The organism is Paenibacillus sinopodophylli (genome assembly GCF_005930355.1).
GTDB lineage: Bacteria > Bacillota > Bacilli > Paenibacillales > Paenibacillaceae > Pristimantibacillus > Pristimantibacillus sinopodophylli.
Genome location: NZ_VDBO01000002.1, coordinates 11959 through 29943, shown reverse-complemented (window position 1 = coordinate 29943; position 17985 = coordinate 11959). Strand labels below are relative to the sequence as shown.

Genomic DNA, 17985 nt, shown 5'->3' with positions numbered 1-17985 from the left:
ACCATACCTCCTGTGTTATAATGAGCACAGATAAAGGAAGGAGCGATTCCAAATGGAAACCGTAGAAATTATCGCGCTTAACACACTCATACTGTCTCTCCTACTTCTATTGAAAGTGTTCAGCTTGCAACGACAACTTAATGAAATCAAATCAGATCTTGAATGGCCTAACAACAGGCCAGAGGCTGCTGCATTACCCAAACAAACAATCCATATGCCTATATCTCCAGTACCAACAGCACATGCTGGCGCTCCAGCGAATTTGGATGAGAGATTACTTGTGCTAATTGCTTCAGGAAAAAGAATACAAGCAATCAAAGCGTTCAGAGAAGCGAGCGGCCAAGGACTGCTAGAAGCTAAGAACGATGTGGACAACTTGGAGAGGAAGTACAATTGACATGGGAAACATCATGATCGTTGAGGATGAAGAAGCGATCTCCAGGGTTCTTGCGGCTTATATCAGTAAAGCAGGCTTTACCTGCCAGATCTACCGAGACGGCTTGCAAGCCGTGGACGCTTTCAATCAATTACAACCCATGCTTGTTATTCTTGATGTCATGCTTCCAGGAATGAACGGATGGGATATTCTAAGTCATATTCGTCAACGCAGCGCTTGTCCTGTCATTATGCTGACAGCTAGAACAGCTGTCAGCGATCGCATTATGGGACTTAACGAAGGCGCTGACGATTACATAGCGAAACCTTTTGAGCCAGACGAGGTTATCGCGAGAATTCATGCTGTGCTCAGACGGCCGCCGCAATCGCTGTTCAACGCAGGACAGATTACGTTCGGAAGCTTACGCATTGACTTCAAATCCCGAAGTGTATATTTAAACGGTGCGAGCTTAACCATTACACCGCGTGATTTGTCGCTTCTGATGTTTCTCGCCGAGCATCCCAATCACATATTCACTCGTGAGCAACTGATTGAGAAGGTATGGGGCATTGATTATGACGGCAGTGATAGAGCGGTTGATCTGGCGATTAAGCGGCTTCGCAGGCTGCTGCTTCACTGGCCTGTAGATGAAGGCGAGATTCGAACATTACGAGGAACGGGGTACCAGCTTTATGCCAACACACGTCATTAAGCGGCCAACCCTGCTAAGCCGTTGGACCTTTCGTTATGTAATCACTCTTTTCTTAGGCTTGCTAATCATAGCAATTACCGCTATGCTCTGGATTCGCCAAGATACGATACATGAGCGGAAACAAGCTCTTCAGACATTCGCAAATGTAGCCGCAGAGCATGTATCTGATGGGAATGGCAGCATCATCATTCCGGGCAGCTTCTACGAATGGATTGATCTTACGCAGCGCCGTTACGAGATTCCTGGGCAATTCGCGCTTGTGGTGTTCGATCGCAGCAGCCATACTATTTTCACCAAAGAAGCCCCTCCGGGCATGATTGGGAATGACTATATGAATCCGCCGGAGCTGAATGATCAGCCACAGTCGGCAAGAATACAAGATACCTACATACTGACTACACCTATTATGGACAGTACCTCCCAGATCGGAGCTATTGTCATCGCGTATTCTTATCATGAGCTGGCCCATGTTAATCAGAACTATCGCCTGATCGCCTCCTTGCTTATTGCAGCTGGATTGCTGGGCTGGATAATCATTTATTTGCTATCGCGAAATTTAAGAAAACCAATTAACCAGCTTGCTGCAGCACTGAATCGGATGGAAAACGGCGATTACAAGGCGACGGTGCCTGCCCGCGTGAAGGAGAAAGAGATTTATGAGCTGCTCGTATCCTTCCAGAAGATGGCTGCCCGTCTTGGTACGCTGGAGGAGCTCCGTACGGAATTGCTGGCGGGAGTTACCCATGAGCTCAAGACTCCTGTCGCCTCTATTCACGGCTTAATACTAGCTGTTCGCGATCAAGTCGTAACAGGTGAGGAAGCCGATGAGTTCCTAGATATTTCGCTGGTTCAGACACGCAGGCTGCAGCATATGGTTACCGATCTGCTGGATTTCAATGCCTTCGCATCCGGCAGCATGAACGTTGCTCAGGAATCCCTTGATCTGAGTAAGCTTCTGAGCGAAATCATCTATCAATGGGGTCTTCTTGATCTGGAAGAGGACTTACAAGTCCTGAGGGATATTCCGAGTGAGTCTTACAAGTCCATTGGCGATGCAAGCCGCATTCAGCAGATTATGGTCAATTTATTGAACAACAGCCGACAGGCGCTTCAAGGCCGAGGAACGATTCATATATCGCTGTCACCATTCACAAACGATACCTACCAGATTATCGTTCGAGATGATGGCCCTGGTATACCAGTATCCGAGCAGCCTAACATATTTGAGAGATACTACCGCGGTGAGGGCAAGAAGCTGTCTGACCGTGGTCTGGGCCTTGGCCTTACTTATAGCCGGATGGTCGCCGCTGCGATGAAGGGGCAGCTTCATCTAATCAGCAGCACTCCTCAAGGTACAGTGTTCCAGCTGCTCCTGCCTAAACAACCTTGAAAGCTTTTTTATAAACATGAATTTGAACATATACCTGACACATTCACCGCTTATGCTTATCTCAGATCAGCAATACCTAATCTGAGAGGAGTTACTTATTATGAAATCGTACAAGCTCACACTTTCGCTCACTGCCATGTTCGTCCTTAGCGCTGCCGTTGTTCCTTTGGTCATTGCATGCTCCATAGCATCCGGCAAGCCATCCTCCGCCCAGTCGGCTGCCGTTCAATCGCAAGCGCCTAAGAAAGCAAACCATAACCCTGCGCCAACCAAACCATCTGTTAACAACGCTGCGGAAGCAACCAGCCGTTCAACGGACGCGAACGGCTACACCATCGTCATCTCCGGAGGATATGAGACGGATGCGCAGGATCATGGCAGGCCTGTCGTACTTATCGCTTCTGCGCTTGGCGTGCCTTCCGAAGTATTCCGGAAAGCCTTCAGCGGCGTAACGCCAGCTGGCGCAGGGACCTCTGGACCTACTAACGAGGAAGCACAGGCGAATAAATCCGCGTTGTTGAACGTATTAACTCCCTACGGTATTACCAATGAGCGCTTGGATGAAGTATCCAACTATTACCGCTACAGCGGCGTTAAAGGGCAAGTATGGAAAAGAACCTCAGCGGCATTATCTACTACCGTTCAGAACGGTGTTGTGACTGGAGTGAAGATTAGTAATGCCGGCTCCGGCTACACTTCCGCTCCTACCATCACGATTACGGGACCAAGCGGCACCATAACAGCTATAGCAACTGTAGCCTACACCACAGACTTCAATACCAATGGCAGCCTTAGCGCTGTAAAGCTTCAATAGAGGGATTATTCAATTTAACTATAAGCATAAAAAACCGAGCAAAAGCAGCAATGCTTTTGCTCGGTTTTTATCGCTGAGCAAGCGACACTCCTAGCGCACAATAGCTATAAGCACAGGCGATCCTAACAGAACTGAAGAAGTTGCTGGCAGGCTCTGCGCAATAATATGCGGATGAACAGACAGTCGTTAGCTTCCTCATCATTCAGACGCTTGGATCGCTTCTTTCTTCCGCACCTTGTCCAAACCTCTCCTGATAATGGCTAGGCGTACATCCGGCGTATTTTTTGAAGATGGCTATAAAATATTTGTAATCCTTAAAGCCTACGTCAGCCGCAATTCGATACACCTTCTCCTCACTATGCTGAAGCAGCTCCATCGCCTTCTGGATGCGATATCGGTTTAGGAAATCGTTAAACGTATAGGTCGTTTCACTTTTAAACTTCTGATTCAAGTAAGTCGCGCTTACTTCCAGCCTCTCCACTAAATCCTTGATACCGATTTTTTGGGCATAGTGCTCCTGTACGTACTGAATCATCTTCGATACATAACGGGACGACTTTCCAGGCAGCTTCACGACCGAAGCTTGAAGCGCTTCTCCGCTCCCCGCTCCAGATGTCTTCATTGCGGCGAACTGACGCTTCATCTCCACCTGACTCTTGGCACGCTCCAAGGCAGCCAGCAGTTGATCCTGCTCAAGCGGCTTCAGCAAATACTCTGTTACACCCAGCCGGATAGCCTCTTTGGCAAGCCGGAATTCATCGTAACCTGACAAAATAATATAGCTGCAAGCCGCCTCCTCTACGCTTCGCTCGATCATGGCAATCCCGTCCATTAACGGCATATTGACATCTACGATTACGATATCCGGTCCGAGCGCGCGAATCTGGCTAAGCCCCTCCTCGCCATTCTCTGCCTCGCCTACCACGACACAGCCTGCACTCAGCCAGTCAAAAGTAAATCGTAATCCTTTGCGGATCATCTCCTCATCTTCCACCAGCAGCACCTTATACATCAGCATCCTCCTTTTGGAATGGCAGCACAAAGGTAACGGTCGTGCCTTCCCCGATGGCACTATCCATGTGTATACCGTAACGCTCTCCATACATCAGCACGAGGCGGCGATGCAAATTATGCAATCCGATATGAGGTGCGCGGTTATCCTGTGAAAGCATGATTGCCCGCACTTCCTCCAGCCGATCCTTGCTCATCCCTCCAGCGTCGTCCTGCACCTCTATGATAAGGTCATCGTCCTTAATGTAGCCAACCACCGTGATCGCAACGGATTGACGCTGGCGATAACCATATTTAATGACGTTTTCAATAACTGGCTGCAGCATCAGTCTTGGAACGAGTGCAGCTTTTGCAGCTTCGCTCACCTTCTCACTGTAGTGGAGCCTATTCTTGAATCTCATTTGCTGCAGCTTCATATAGCCTCCGACATATTCCAAATCGGTTCCCAGCACGACATGATCCTTTTCGTTGCCAATACTATAGCGCAGATGCCGCGAAAGCGTAAGTACAATATCCTGAGCCAGCTTGTCGTCCACGACGATGGCATAACGCAGCGTCTCCAGCACATTAAATATAAAATGCGGATGGAATTGCGACTGCAGATGCTTGACCTCAATAACTCTACGCAAATCGGAGAGCTCCTCGTTTTTGGCTACCAGCTCATTCAGCCGCCGCAGCATGAGATTGTATTGATTCGCAAGCGACTCGAACTCATCACCTGTTCCAATGTAGACATAAGAATCCATGTTGCCTGACTGCAATTCCCTAACAGCGTAGGTCAGCTTGTCCATCGCGCGCGACTGGCGCGTGGATACGACACGAGCAGAATATTGAATCAGAATCCACAAGAGAAAGCTGGCTAATACAAAAAACACAACAAGGGATGAATAAGCAGCATGATTCCATTGAGCAGCGCTTAATGTATAAATTCTCCACTGCGATAGCGGCACATACGTTTCCTTGCTATAATATTTCCCTTTATCTATCCGTACGTAATCTCGCGAGTCTTCAACCAGATTATATTTGTTCATTAAACCAATCGTCAGATTGTTTGTTGTCGCAATAATCGTACGATAAGGATCAGTAACAACTGCGATTTCGTTGTTTTGCACAAAGATCAGCTTCTGCAAATCTTTTTCGTACAGCTGATAGATCAAATAGCCGAGCACACCTTCACTGCCTACAATTTCTTTCGCAAACGTATAGGCCGTGTAGCGGTCATGCGAGAAGCGGATATGGTTGGTTTCAGCCAGCGCAGACAGGTCTTGCTTGTACATTCGCCGCGCAATCGCCTGCAGGGCAAGATCAGTCGCATCCAAGTTGTAGTTGGCGGATGATGCCAGAATGTTCCCGTCTACACCTATAATGTGCATAATACTCTTCACTTGCTGGCGGTTGTTGAAGTCATAAAAACGTTCAAAAACTTCTGGTCCTTGTCGGCGCGACTCTGCAAACGAAACAACGGCTTCCAGCGCCGCAGCTTCATTCATTTCTTTCGTATAAGAGGTATATACGTCTTCCATGGCCAATTTAATCTTTTTGCCAGCTTCCGTCGTTTGGCTGATGAGAAGAAACCGCGAGTTGATCATCATAAACAATAGGAACAGTACAAACAAAATTGAAATCGGCACAAGGGTGTGAAGCAGGAACATCCGGCGAAGCGAATCTCTAAAACTCCCTTTGGCCATTCCGTCATCCCCCCTTCATGCATCCTCTTATCATAACCGACAGTACAAGCTGATGAAACCTATAGAGGCTTCTCCGAATGGACAAAAGGCCGGTGCCCGCTTGCGCGAGCCCGGTCTGGACTTACATTGTCACTTCTTTTTTACCTGACAGCTTGAAGAACAGCAGCAGTGAAACGACAGTAATAACGGTCAGCATAGTAGAGAGAGCGGCAGCCACACCGTAATTCCCGCGCACGACTTCCGTATAAACGGCTACGGTCATCGTTCGTGTATTACCAGTGTATAGAATGATCGATGTGCTCAATTCTGTTATAATACTGATCCAGCTAATGATCGCGCCGGCGAAGACACCGGATATCATCATCGGAACCGTTATTTTGAAAAACGTCCTCATAGTGGATGCACCGAGGCTAATTGCTGCCTCTTCAATGCTGTCGTTTACCTGATGAAGCACGGCAGCACTCGAGCGAATCGTATACGGAAGACGCCTAATTACAAAAGCTATGATTAGTATAACCGCCGAGCCGCTCAGCACGAGCGGTTCCTGGTTGAAGGTAACCAGAAGGGCGATACCTAGAATGGAACCAGGCACGATATAAGGCAGCATCGTGAATGTATCCAGCAGATTGGCAACTGCCCCTTTGCGCTTCACCGTCACATAAGCGATTAGCACCGCAGCTATCGTAATAATAATGATCGTAATGCCAGCCATCATAAAGGTGTTGTAGATGGAATCACCCACCTTGGAAAAGGCGGCACGGTAACTCCCTAATGAATAGCCATCTACGAATATTTTACCCGAAGTCTTCTGGAAAGACGTATAAGCTACATACGTTTGCGGCATCATCGCGAGTATCGTGAAAAGATAAACATATAGGTGAGCCGCCCAATTCGCAGCACCCTTTAACTTCTTAGGCTCGATTGGATTAAGCGCGCTCATGCTGTAAGACTTCCGATTTGCTACGAATTTCTGTAGCAGAAACACCGTAGTCGCAAACAAAACCACAATAACACTGATTGCTGCGGCAAACCCGTCATCGCCTCCGACCTCGCTAATAAATTCGTTGAAGATGAGTACCGGTACTGTACGGAAACCTTCCCCAATTAGCATCGGTGTGCCGAAATCTGCGAATGCTCTCATAAAAACAAGCAAGCCTCCAGCAAGCAGCGTCGGTGTAATCAGTGGAACTAGTATTTTCCACATCTTCCTAAGACCCGTGCAGTTCATGCTCTCCGCTGCTTCCATAAGCGAATTATCAACATTTTTGAGCGCTCCGGACACATACATGAAGATCAGCGGCGACAATTGCAGCGTAAGTACAAGCAGAACGCCGGAGAACCCATAAATGTCAGGCATGCGGAAACCGAACACGTCGAATATGAAATTGGTAATCACTCCGTTGCGTCCTAGCAGCAGTATCCAAGCATACGCACCGATAAACGGGGCAGACATCGACGAAATTAATATGAGAATGCGCACCGTTCCGCTGCCTTTGATTTTGGCAATGGTCATAATGTAGGCAAGCGGTCCAGCTACCAGAATGGAAAGCAAGGTGACGCATACCGTTACCTTCAGACTGTTCCAAACGGCGTTCATATAATACGCTTTACTGAAAAATTTATAAAAGTATGCAAGTGAAAACTCGCCAGTAGTCCCATCAAAAAAACTTTTGATCAACAGCATAAACAAAGGCAATGCCAAAAAAATCAAATAGCCAGCAAAAATAAAAAACGTGATTAGTGACCAAATGTCCAAACGTCTCATCCGGCCAATCATAAGCCACTCCCCCGGTTCAAGTTGCGCTCCCCGGATGCATCGTAAACATTGATAGTTCCCGATAGGATAGCGAGATGAACACGCTGCCCAATGTCTGTAACAACGTTCGAGGCCGATTGCTGAATCATTTCCACTTCCTGCCCATTCTCAAGCTTCACGATAAGATGCGTGTTTAAACCTAAGAACACGTTATTAACTACTTTACCTGCGAGACCTGTCCCGTCCTCTGACAAGACAAACTCCTCGGGTCTAACCGAAATTTTAATTGCTACAGACTCGTTAGGCTTCGCCTCTGATAGCAGCGCCGGCATTGTCAATATATAATTGCTTCCAATTATAACCGCAGCACCGCCAGCTCCATCGCCCTCAAGTACGGCGTCGATAACGTTCGTCCGCCCGATGAAGGTGGCGACAAATAGATTGGCAGGACGCTGGTAGATGTCTCTCGGGGCTCCGACCTGCTGGATGACGCCCGATTTCATAACCGCAATCCGGTCCGAAACCGCCATCGCCTCCTCTTGATCATGGGTCACATAGACGGTAGTAATACCTACCTCGCGTTGAATCGACTTGATCGCATTACGCATATCAACGCGAAGCTGCGCATCGAGATTGGATAGTGGCTCATCCATCAGAAGCACATCAGGATTTATGACGATAGCTCTGGCTAGAGCCACACGCTGCTGCTGACCGCCAGATAAATTTTTAGGCATTCTGTTTTTGTAAATATCGATTTGCACCGTATTTAGAATTTCGCTAACTCTGCGCTGCTGGTCCGCTTTAGTCACTTTACGATTCTCAAGTCCAAATGCGACGTTCTGAGCTACGTTCAAATGTGGGAATATGGCATAATTCTGAAATACCATCCCAATGTTGCGTTTCCCTGGAGCCACGTCATTCATCTTCTTTTCATTAAAGGTAAGAGCCCCGCCCTCTATACTGTTAAAGCCTGCCACCATTCGCAGCAGTGTCGTTTTCCCACAGCCCGAAGGACCCAGAAGGGTGAAGAATTCACCCTTCTGAATGTCCAACGACAGCTCGGGAATAACAGTAGTGTCGCCATATTTTTTCACAATGTCCCGGAAGGATATCGCAACGCTCATGTTATGCACCCGCTTCCCTATGATTTGCCGTTCTCTAGTTGAATTACTCGGTTATGCTCGTATACAGCTCAATATAGCGTTCAACGATAGCCGCCTTATTCTCCGCAACGTAAGCCACATCTTCCTCTATGACCTTGATTTGTTCAATCGGTGTCATGAAGTCTCCGATAGCAGCATCCGTGCGAAGCGGACGGTTAGTCGTTTCCTGACCTAGCGAGTCCTGACCCTCTTTGGAAATTAGGAAATCGATAAACTTTTGTGCGTTTTCTTGGTTTTTCGAGCCTTTGACAACGCCAGCTACAGCATCAAGGAATACCGCACCTTCTTCAGGATATACAACCTTCACAGGGGCACCGTCCCTTACATAGCTGACTGCTGGGTCTTCGTAAGTCAATGACACGACATATTCACCGTCTGCCACACTCTTATGGGCTTTACTGGAGCCGCCCGCAATTTTGCCATCCAAATTTTTGAGCAGCTTGGCTACATAGTCCCAGCCTGCTTCGGACGTATAATCTCCGCCCATTGCTTTGAGCATGTTAGTAAGCTGAGCGAACGCTGAACTAGAGTTGGCTGGATCCGCCATTGCGATCTTGCCTTTCAGTTCTGGATTAAGCAGGTCCGCATAGCCGCCTATCTTAATGTCGCCCGCCAGGTTCGTGTTCACTAGCAGGACGCTTCCATCCGAAACGTATGATGTCATAATACCGGTAGTATTGTTATGTCCCTCTAGCAAATCCTTATCGTTCGGGGAAACGTACTGCTCGAATAGATCAGCATTATCATTAAATAGCGCGAAAGCTCCGCCAAACATGACGTCGGCATAAGGATTCTTACTCTCAGACTGAATTCGTTTGATAAGCTCACCGCTTCCCGCTGATACTAGTTCTACCGTAATGCCTGTCTGCTTCTCAAAAGCGGGGATAAGTGCATTGATCATCGCCTCGCTATTCGGTGTATAGACAACCAGCTTCTTAGATCCGCCTTCCGACTTACCGCCGTTCGAATTGCCTCCACCACATGCTGCCAATACCGCCACTAGAATTGTAAGAATAATTGACACGTTCAACCACTTTTTCATTTTACCTTCACCCCTCATCTGAATATAGGTTCATTTTATCAGGTTGAAATCACATTAAAATCCTATTATTCGACGAAATCATCTAAAATCCGAAACCAAATCGGCGATTCAGGTCAACATACATGACACGAAGTGCGGAATTGTTAGTAAATGTATGCGTTATCTTTAAATAAGTGTTAATTACATGTTAGTTAATGAAAGATCATAACCAAGTGACTCGGTTCCTGAAACCTTAGTATTGGGTTTGAAATAACCATTTATGTGAATACACTCAGTAGGAGCCATGTCCGTTGATATGGAACAAAACAACGATTAGATAACCACTTCCTTTACCTAACCTTTCGTTTACCTCTTTGGTTCTACTATTTACACCAGTAATTTATTGGTATATATTATATTTGTTAACAATGTTAGCGCTATCATTGAAAGGAGGTGGGACAACCTTACCGCAAGGTTTATCGTTTATAGCTGGTTAAACTTCAAAACAACCATTTTGAGAGGATGACTATTTATGAAGAGAATGAGCAGCAAATTATTTGTATTGGTTATGGCACTATCACTTATGTTCTGCATTACCGCCTCGGCTAACCCTGCTATTGTTAGTTACGGCGGCACCTATTACAATACGCTTTCTGCTGGTCAAAGCTATGCTTACATTCTCCCTAACGCCAAAACGACTGGCACAAGCGTTAAAATCATTACACCCGCGGCAAATACGCTCCAGTTGCATTATTATTGGAGCTACAATAACACGACGATTGATCTTGGTACTTCCATCGTTAACAGTACTTATTACATTGGAGGTTCAGCCTACTACAACCCTGGTACGCTGGTTACGGTAGTCGAACGCGTTCCTGGATCAACGGCTGCTTATCCTTCCGTATCTTACTCGATTTCATTCAATTAATCAGATAGCGATTAGGAGTTATTGGCTATCTGAATGCTTAAAAAACATAACAACTCCCCTTTCAATATGGATGCGGGAGTTGTTATGTTTTTTATATTTCAACTTATAGTAGATTAATGACGTGCACGCAGCATCCGCCCAACAACAAAAAGCATTTGTTTGCTTGTGAAGAAACGAGACATTTGAGAAGAAATAAAGTTTTTAAACCCGGGAATTGCATATACTTTTTTAGCTTGAAGCGCGCGAAGCGCCACTTGGACTACACGCTCCGGTGTATCTCGTTTCCCTACTGAGGCTTCATCCGCCCCAACGACTTTGAAAAATTCTGTTTCCGTAGATCCCGGACATAACGCAAGAAATTGAACGCCACGCTTTCGATTCTCCTCCCATAATGCCTGTGTAAAAGATAATACGAAAGCTTTAGTCGCACCATACACCGCCATATTGGGAAGAGGCTGGAATCCTGCTGTTGAAGAGACATTGATGACAACTCCACTTTTCTTTTTCAACATTTCTGGCAGAAACAAATGAGTAAGATCTACAACCGCTAATACATTAAGCATCACTTCTTCATGTTGTCTGGCACCAGATAGCTGTTCAAAAAGACCATGTGTCGCGAAGCCAGCATTATTTATGAGAATATCCACGCTCAGCCCACGATCCACACATTGTTGATAAAGCTTGAAGGCCGAGCCTTCTTGAGATAAATCCGACACGATAACCTGTGTCTGAATATAATATTTCCTTTGTAATTGCTCGGCTAAAGCAACCAGCTTATCTTCTGACCGAGCGACCAAAATCAAGTGGCTCCCTTTTGCAGCCAAATCATGTGCGAATGCTTCACCTATCCCCGAAGAAGCACCTGTAATTAACGTCCATTTATTTTGTATCGCTATCATTCTATTTTCTCTCCCCTTATTCAAACGTCTTGAAACATTGTTTCATTATGAATCATTGTATTCATATGTGTTAATTTTGTCAAATAAAACACGCTGCCTCGCTCCCCCTGTTACCTTGCTCATTCACTTGTACCTCCCATTCCGTATTTGCTTTTTATCTTCTACACAGTAAAATAAGATTTAGAAGTGATAATGATTTTTGATAACTAAAGGTTTAAGGGTGTGACATAGCATGCAGGACTCGTCCAAAATAAACCCAATAGCTGCTCATAAAGCTACGACCTACCCGGATGCCAAGCTTCAACACGCCGAATTATTGAAACGAAGTATGATTGAAGCGGCTGCGTCAATCATGCAGCAATCTGGCCCTGAAGCCGTCACGATTCGTCGAGTTGCTGAAAAAATGGAATGCCCCACAAAAATAATTTACAACCTATTTGGAAGTAAGGAAGGTTTGGCAAAAGAACTATTCTTGGAAGGATGCAAGCTGCTCGCTGCTGCATTCAGAGATGTTCCAGAAGATGCTGATCTTGAAATGTATCTTCGTGGATTAGGAGAAGCCTATTGGGATTTCTCACGGAACTATACCAGCTACTATATGGTTATGTTTGGCGGGGCTTTTAGCGAATTCAAACCGGAAGAGGAAAGTTTACAAGCTATTGGTACAGCACTGCAACAATTCATTACTATTATTACAAAGGCTATTGAACAAGGGCTTATTGCTGAGAAAGACCCTATCCTTGTTGTCAACTTGGTATGGGCATCTCTTCACGGAATCATCCACCTTTATTTAGGCGGACATATTCAAAGTGAATGGACTGCCAAAAATTTGTATGATCGCTCAGTCTCCCATTTAATCCATACATTCTTCGGAAATGAGCGTTAAATCATTTACTCTTAATCTATTGCTGATAACTTCTGTACTACACAATATTTTGCAGTGAACCTATTGTTTCGAGATTACTCTGACACCTGAACAAATTGTCGCTATTGCGTTTTTCTTTAATATCTACTATGCTACAGCTAATAAAATCACGGCATGAAGCACATGTCGCTTTGGTTCCTAGACCTATATGGTTGGGAATCAATGCGGCATTTTTTAGTTTTTATACCTTTGGAGGAGGGATTATTTTGGCTCTAATCGACACTAAAATTGAAAAATGGATAACCAAGCAGTTTGAGGAGGAACGGAATCCAAGAAGACGTGAACTTCTTAGGAACGGTTTGGGACATGGAACATTGGCATTTCTAAAAACGGTTTGGTACCCGGCAATAGGCAGTTTTGAACACTTATACCCCGAGTGGGAGGTTCGGACTCTAAACAAAAGTTACCGTTATCTTGATCTAGCGTACATGCCAGGTGGTGCAAAAGGCTGCATTGAGATTCATGGCTATCGCTCACATGCTAGAGATATTGAAGCATGGAGATTTAAAGATTTATGTATGAAGCAAGCTTTGTTAAGTCTTGACGATTGGTTATTTCTGCCGATAGCCTATCTGTCGATTAAGGAAGAACCTGAGATTTGCAAACAACTTTCACTCTCGTTTGTTGGAAAATTTGTTTCCATGCCCGTATCCGTTTCGATAGGCTGGGCTGAAGCAGAAACATTACGTTTTGCTCGCCGACTCCTTCGACCCTTTACTTCAGCGGAGCTTTCCAGTCATCTACAACGGACCGATAGACAAACAAGACGCACATTGCAGAAACTTATTGACGAAGGCGCATTAATGACAAACGGGAAGCAACGATACCGAACATATCAGTCTTCAGATATTTTATTTAACGGTCATGAACGCAACTTAGAGAATCTTAGAGGGAAAGTTTGACGGTTAACGGACACTAGAGATGCTTAAACCTATTAATCACTACTTGAGATGGGTAAATTATGTTGTAAGGTGCTCTGATGACCGTTAAATAGAATTTTCACTCTATATGGGAGTATAAGGTTCACTGACGTCCGTTAGAGAACCACCTGGCCTCACTAGCACAGCAACTCATAATTGGCGGATAATTTTAATGCAGGAAAACCATCCATACGGTGTTAATTCACTGCTTGTTCGTTGGCACCTCTTGCGTTTACTCTCCTTAATAAAGAATACCTCCTACCTATTACATGTCACCAGTGTCGAATAAGAAGCAGCAATTGCAATCCCCCCTCTTGAGGATGCCAACCATCTTCCTATGCACTAGCAGAAGTTGGCGTAATCACCAGTGCTGGGATCATCTTAGAGTGAATGAAATCGCCCTGATCGATGACTCAAATATGCAAGCGCAACAACGATTTGCTTTCTAATCTGAACTGCAATATAATACGTTTAAGCAATTAAACCTTATAACGGAGTGTGCCATGAGCGAATTTATCGGTAATCAGAAGGCCATCCATATTTTTGAGAATTTGAGCCCTTACTTTGTAGGCTTGGGAGATCCCATTCGTCAGCAGATCATATCGCTACTGATCGATAAAGAGAGTATGAACGTGACGCAGATCGCAGAGCATATTCCTATGTCACGCCCTACCGTCTCTCATCACCTGAAAATATTACGGCAAGCTGGGTTAATTACAGTTCAGAAAAAAGGAACCGAGATGTTCTACCGGCTTGAGTTCGACGAAGCGATTACGCTTATGAAGCAGCTAGTCCATTTCGTAGAAGAGGAATGCAAGTACTAATACCATTAATCTGGCTAGTACATGTCATTCCTTTTTTTCAACACAAAGCGTTAAATAAATTAAACATTTAAACATTTAATCGGAGGTTGATCTTATGAATAACCAATTGGTGCTTATTGTAGGAGGATACGGTGAAGTAGGCCGGCAGATTGCCCAGTTATTGCATGACCGACACCCCAATCTGAATATTGCACTTGGAGGAAGAACCGCGGGAAAAGCAGTACCCTTCCAGTCTGCGCGGGTCCAAACGATCGTAGTAGATAACAATGCGGATGATCCTCTAGTTCATACTGGAGAACATGTGTCGCTGATCATTAATGCAGTCAACGATCTAGAGGATAGACTACTTCTGTCTGCCGTTAGGAGAAAGATTCCACTCATCGACCTTACACGTTGGACAGAGATATTCCAGCAATCGGCCACTAAATTGGAGAGCAAGGAGCTGCATGCTCCTGTCGTTCTATCTTCCGGATGGATGGCGGGAACGGCTTCACTGTTCGCTATGTTGTACTCAGCTTCTCTGAAAAACGTTTCCATCCAAATTCATGCGCTTTATTCTCTTCGGGATAAAGCAGGACCAGACTCAGCAGCGTATATGGATCGTATGAATATTCCATTCCATATTACGGAACCGAAAGGCAATCGCCTTGTATTTCCAATGACAGATCCGGTCAACGTCCAATTCCCGAACGGATATACAGCAAAGTGCTATCGACTCGACACGCCTGATCATGTTACCCTGCTCAAGCCTAACCACATCGACTCTGCCAGTTTCCGCATTACATTCGACAGCAAGGCATCTACCTACGCGCTTGTTGGGATGATTAAGAGTGGGCTGTGGAAGTTAATTAGTGGGGAACGATTCCGTACGCTAAGACGAAGACTGCTCTACAATCCAGGCACTGGCAGTGCACATCATATCGTTATTCATCTAAAAGGCCTTGATCATAATGGGCGCTGGGTCGAACGAAGAATGGGAATTTCTGATCCGATTGGTCAGACTCATCTCACCGCTCTTGGTGCCGCAGTTCAAGCAGAAAAGCTATTGCGGGCATCAGATACTGAGCCGCTTGCTCCAGGCATTTATTATCCGGAAGACCTGCTAGGTGGAAGCATGGACTCCCATGCAATTATCGATTTTTTCGAACAATATGGCGTTCTTATATCCTAGTCGTACATCTATACCAACATGATGGCCTTCCCTGCTTCGCATAAACAGATGGAAAGCAGATTTTAGGAAAGTTTCATAACAGATAGTGAAGCGCCATGCAATTGAAGAAAAATTTCAAGCCTTTAAACACATGGAATTTCCAGTGTTTAAAGGCTTTTTTGCGTATGGAGCCTATCAAGTTCGACCCCCTGACCTCATCGCTGTAAACGATGTTCACCTATCATGATTGGTGAACTCCTCCTAGGTCGACCTTGACTAACTCATTCCCAATCTGTTTCAAATCGAACGTATTCCATCAATGACCTGAGTGACCAGCTGCCTTACATAATGATCGTCTGGCGAATCACCCGTAACTAACAAACGATAGAAAATTGGTCCATAAATGAGGTCTATGCATAATGCAATATCAATGTTCTTCTTCAGCTCTCCACGCAGATTTCCCTGCTCCAAAATATCATTAACCTCTTGCCGCCGAGGCTGAATATATCTTGTTCGATAGGCTTCGGCCAGCGCAGAATCAACTTGACCTTCACCTATGATTTGAAGAAAAATAGAGCCCTCGCGGGTATGCATAAATCTGGCCATATTTGTGGCATGCTCTAATACATCCTGGAATACTGAGCCTGTATCCGGCACAGGTAGTCTTGCAGAAGCAGCGGATAGAAAACCGTCCATGACTACAGCAGCTTTGTTTGGCCACCACTTATAAATCGTAGCTTTGCTGACCTTGGCACGCTCAGCTATTTTTTCTACTGTAACCGATCCGAAGCCCGCTTCCAACAATAAATCATAGGAAGTAGTCAGAATCGCGTTTTGCGTTTCCATATTGCGCGGGCGACCTCTCTTGACCTGCATGTTAATCATCCTTTGTTATCTATTTCGAACCAATGAATTAATAATCGATACGTTCAGTATACAAAAAAAACAAATTAAACAAAAGGTATTTACAAAACGATACGTTCAGTATATTATTTAGAATATAATTACAAAACGATACGTTCAGTATTTAATTGGAGGGATTTTGATGCGAAGAGAACAATCTTATCAAGACAGCCGCATTTCAAGTTGGATGATGTTTCTGCTCGCCGCCGCGTGCGGCCTTATCGTCGCTAACCTTTATTACGCCCAAACTCTTGTAGGGCCAATCAGCGATGCATTGGGACTTCATTCTACGGCAGCAGGACTCATTGTTACCGTCACTCAAATCGGTTATGTAATTGGGCTGCTGTTCATCGTACCGCTAAGCGATGTTATTGAGAATCGGCGTCTCACCGTTATCATGCTTACGGTTGCGATCGTCGCGCTGCTAACTGCCGCATTCACGCCTAATGCTCCCTTGTTTATGATCGCATCTCTGTTTATTGGAATTGGATCAGTAGTCGCTCAAATTCTAGTGCCCTTTGCTGCCTCTTTAGCGTCTGAAGATCAGCGTGGACATGCGGTCGGTAATGTAATGAGCGGCCTTTTACTCGGAATTATGTTTGCTCGGCCATTAGCAAGCTTTATCACTAGTATTTGGGGCTGGAGAGCCATTTTTGTTTTATCTGCCATCGTTATTTCTTTGTTGACTGCTCTTCTTTCGTTGATTCTTCCAGAACGCAAGCCATCTCCTACAGTACGCTATGGAGCACTAATTCTCTCTTTAGGCACATTGTTACGACAAACGCCTATCCTGCGACGCCGCGCACTCTATCAAGCTTGTTTATTTGGAGCTTTTAGCCTATTTTGGACCGTCGTTCCTATCCATTTGGCCAATCAGTTCAGTATGTCCCAGAGTGACATTGCATGGTTTGCATTAGTTGGTGTAGGCGGAGCTATCGCTGCGCCAATAGCTGGAAGATTAGCGGATAAAGGCTGGGACAAATGGTTAACTGGGCTCGCTATGATTATAGCCGCCTTATCTTTTTTGCTCATACATCTGTTCCATAGCAATTCCATGCTTGCACTTATTCTACTCTTTATATCCGCATTTACTCTCGACATGGCCGTTTCCGGTAATCTTGTCATTGGTCAACGTGCGATCTACTCATTGGGCAGTGAAGCGAGAGGACGGTTAAACGGACTATTCATGTCCATTTTCTTTCTAGGCGGCGCTTTCGGATCATCTTTGGGAGGGTGGTCCTATACCCTCGGGGGATGGAAGCTCACCTCACTCATTGGCACCCTGTTGCCGATCTTAGCTTTGGGTTACTTTTTCACAGAGAAAAGAACAACCAAGGCAGGTACTGGTTCATAAAAAGCGAGTTTATGAAGCCCGCTTATGTGGTAGAAGAAATCTTATAATAGGAAGATAATCCCGAATATACGAATCATTACGGTACAGCTTCGCTTTACTTCAAGAAGAATGAATCGATGCAATACGTATGCCGAGGAGAGCTAATCTTCTA

Annotated in this window: 17 protein-coding genes; 10 read left to right on the top strand and 7 right to left on the bottom strand. The window is 45.4% G+C overall.

Translation table 11 applies throughout. The features are described from left to right. Positions 1–52: 52 nt before the first annotated feature. The 4 genes from FGT79_RS12090 to FGT79_RS12075 all read left to right on the top strand — a co-directional run bounded on the left by FGT79_RS12090 (position 53) and on the right by FGT79_RS12075 (position 3292). A complete protein-coding gene (locus tag FGT79_RS12090; protein ID WP_138753084.1) occupies positions 53–397 on the top strand; it encodes a hypothetical protein in 345 nt (114 codons plus the stop codon). Position 398: 1 nt separating this feature from the next. Continuing rightward, the gene (locus FGT79_RS12085) at positions 399–1088 is read left to right on the top strand and encodes a response regulator transcription factor (protein WP_138753083.1); all 690 of its coding nucleotides are present in this window, start codon (positions 399–401) and stop codon (positions 1086–1088) included. After that, positions 1069–2478 (top strand): HAMP domain-containing sensor histidine kinase, encoded by a 1410-nt coding sequence (locus tag FGT79_RS12080; RefSeq protein WP_171056208.1) that lies wholly within the window; start codon positions 1069–1071, stop codon positions 2476–2478. Before FGT79_RS12085 ends, FGT79_RS12080 begins: the two co-directional genes overlap by 20 nt. Positions 2479–2578: 100 nt before the next feature. Continuing rightward, complete coding sequence (locus FGT79_RS12075; protein WP_138753081.1) at positions 2579–3292, top strand: hypothetical protein; 714 nt, start codon at positions 2579–2581, stop codon at positions 3290–3292. Positions 3293–3494: 202 nt separating this feature from the next. Here FGT79_RS12075 and FGT79_RS12070 read toward each other — a convergent pair whose 3' ends face one another. From FGT79_RS12070 to FGT79_RS12050, 5 genes are all read right to left on the bottom strand, one after another. After that, positions 3495–4304 (bottom strand): response regulator transcription factor, encoded by an 810-nt coding sequence (locus FGT79_RS12070; RefSeq protein WP_138753080.1) that lies wholly within the window; start codon positions 4302–4304, stop codon positions 3495–3497. Continuing rightward, complete coding sequence (locus tag FGT79_RS12065) at positions 4297–5991, bottom strand: sensor histidine kinase (RefSeq protein ID WP_138753079.1); 1695 nt, start codon at positions 5989–5991, stop codon at positions 4297–4299. The genes FGT79_RS12070 and FGT79_RS12065 overlap by 8 nt, the downstream gene beginning before the upstream one ends. A gap of 121 nt (positions 5992–6112) precedes the next feature. Next, positions 6113–7768: an ABC transporter permease gene (locus FGT79_RS12060; RefSeq protein WP_138753078.1), complete on the bottom strand. Its 1656-nt coding sequence runs from the start codon at positions 7766–7768 to the stop codon at positions 6113–6115. Further along, a complete protein-coding gene (locus tag FGT79_RS12055; RefSeq protein WP_138753077.1) occupies positions 7765–8871 on the bottom strand; it encodes an ABC transporter ATP-binding protein in 1107 nt (368 codons plus the stop codon). Before FGT79_RS12055 ends, FGT79_RS12060 begins: the two co-directional genes overlap by 4 nt. A 43-nt stretch (positions 8872–8914) precedes the next feature. After that, positions 8915–9952 (bottom strand): ABC transporter substrate-binding protein, encoded by a 1038-nt coding sequence (locus FGT79_RS12050; RefSeq protein WP_138753076.1) that lies wholly within the window; start codon positions 9950–9952, stop codon positions 8915–8917. Between the two features lie 511 nt (positions 9953–10463). Here FGT79_RS12050 and FGT79_RS12045 point away from each other — a divergent pair. Further along, positions 10464–10859 carry a hypothetical protein gene (locus tag FGT79_RS12045; RefSeq protein ID WP_138753075.1) on the top strand — a complete coding sequence of 132 codons (396 nt, stop codon included), beginning with the start codon at positions 10464–10466 and terminating at the stop codon, positions 10857–10859. Between the two features lie 113 nt (positions 10860–10972). On the opposite strand, the gene FGT79_RS12040 is transcribed toward FGT79_RS12045, so the two are convergent. Continuing rightward, entirely contained in the window at positions 10973–11758 is a 786-nt protein-coding gene (locus FGT79_RS12040) for an SDR family NAD(P)-dependent oxidoreductase (RefSeq protein WP_138753074.1), read from the bottom strand. A 232-nt stretch (positions 11759–11990) separates the two neighbouring features. Here FGT79_RS12040 and FGT79_RS12035 point away from each other — a divergent pair, with 232 nt between their 5' ends. From FGT79_RS12035 to FGT79_RS12020, 4 genes are all read left to right on the top strand, one after another. Further along, complete coding sequence (locus tag FGT79_RS12035) at positions 11991–12644, top strand: TetR/AcrR family transcriptional regulator (RefSeq protein ID WP_138753073.1); 654 nt, start codon at positions 11991–11993, stop codon at positions 12642–12644. Positions 12645–12889: 245 nt separating this feature from the next. After that, positions 12890–13585, top strand: a complete 696-nt coding sequence (locus tag FGT79_RS12030) for a transcriptional regulator (protein ID WP_138753072.1) — start codon at positions 12890–12892, stop codon at positions 13583–13585. A gap of 521 nt (positions 13586–14106) precedes the next feature. Beyond that, a complete protein-coding gene (locus FGT79_RS12025; RefSeq protein WP_138753071.1) occupies positions 14107–14427 on the top strand; it encodes an ArsR/SmtB family transcription factor in 321 nt (106 codons plus the stop codon). Between the two features lie 94 nt (positions 14428–14521). Further along, positions 14522–15598, top strand: a complete 1077-nt coding sequence (locus FGT79_RS12020; RefSeq protein WP_138753070.1) for a saccharopine dehydrogenase NADP-binding domain-containing protein — start codon at positions 14522–14524, stop codon at positions 15596–15598. Positions 15599–15874: 276 nt separating this feature from the next. Here the strand turns inward: FGT79_RS12020 and FGT79_RS12015 are convergent, their stop codons facing one another. Beyond that, positions 15875–16453, bottom strand: coding sequence for a TetR/AcrR family transcriptional regulator (locus FGT79_RS12015; protein ID WP_138753069.1), 579 nt, complete (start codon positions 16451–16453; stop codon positions 15875–15877). Positions 16454–16622: 169 nt separating this feature from the next. On the opposite strand from FGT79_RS12015, the gene FGT79_RS12010 reads away from it, so the two are divergent. Then, positions 16623–17834: an MFS transporter gene (locus tag FGT79_RS12010; protein ID WP_138753068.1), complete on the top strand. Its 1212-nt coding sequence runs from the start codon at positions 16623–16625 to the stop codon at positions 17832–17834. Positions 17835–17985 lie beyond the last annotated feature (151 nt).

Coding starts and splice junctions, on each gene's coding strand:
- FGT79_RS12050 (WP_138753076.1), bottom strand. CDS start 9,952: ATGAAAAAGTGGTTGAACGTGTCAATTATTCTTACAATTCTAGTGGCG.
- FGT79_RS12075 (WP_138753081.1), top strand. CDS start 2,579: ATGAAATCGTACAAGCTCACACTTTCGCTCACTGCCATGTTCGTCCTT.
- FGT79_RS12060 (WP_138753078.1), bottom strand. CDS start 7,768: ATGATTGGCCGGATGAGACGTTTGGACATTTGGTCACTAATCACGTTT.
- FGT79_RS12025 (WP_138753071.1), top strand. CDS start 14,107: ATGAGCGAATTTATCGGTAATCAGAAGGCCATCCATATTTTTGAGAAT.
- FGT79_RS12010 (WP_138753068.1), top strand. CDS start 16,623: ATGCGAAGAGAACAATCTTATCAAGACAGCCGCATTTCAAGTTGGATG.
- FGT79_RS12055 (WP_138753077.1), bottom strand. CDS start 8,871: ATGAGCGTTGCGATATCCTTCCGGGACATTGTGAAAAAATATGGCGAC.
- FGT79_RS12020 (WP_138753070.1), top strand. CDS start 14,522: ATGAATAACCAATTGGTGCTTATTGTAGGAGGATACGGTGAAGTAGGC.
- FGT79_RS12015 (WP_138753069.1), bottom strand. CDS start 16,453: ATGCAGGTCAAGAGAGGTCGCCCGCGCAATATGGAAACGCAAAACGCG.
- FGT79_RS12080 (WP_171056208.1), top strand. CDS start 1,069: ATGCCAACACACGTCATTAAGCGGCCAACCCTGCTAAGCCGTTGGACC.
- FGT79_RS12070 (WP_138753080.1), bottom strand. CDS start 4,304: ATGTATAAGGTGCTGCTGGTGGAAGATGAGGAGATGATCCGCAAAGGA.
- FGT79_RS12065 (WP_138753079.1), bottom strand. CDS start 5,991: ATGGCCAAAGGGAGTTTTAGAGATTCGCTTCGCCGGATGTTCCTGCTT.
- FGT79_RS12085 (WP_138753083.1), top strand. CDS start 399: ATGGGAAACATCATGATCGTTGAGGATGAAGAAGCGATCTCCAGGGTT.
- FGT79_RS12035 (WP_138753073.1), top strand. CDS start 11,991: ATGCAGGACTCGTCCAAAATAAACCCAATAGCTGCTCATAAAGCTACG.
- FGT79_RS12090 (WP_138753084.1), top strand. CDS start 53: ATGGAAACCGTAGAAATTATCGCGCTTAACACACTCATACTGTCTCTC.
- FGT79_RS12040 (WP_138753074.1), bottom strand. CDS start 11,758: ATGATAGCGATACAAAATAAATGGACGTTAATTACAGGTGCTTCTTCG.
- FGT79_RS12045 (WP_138753075.1), top strand. CDS start 10,464: ATGAAGAGAATGAGCAGCAAATTATTTGTATTGGTTATGGCACTATCA.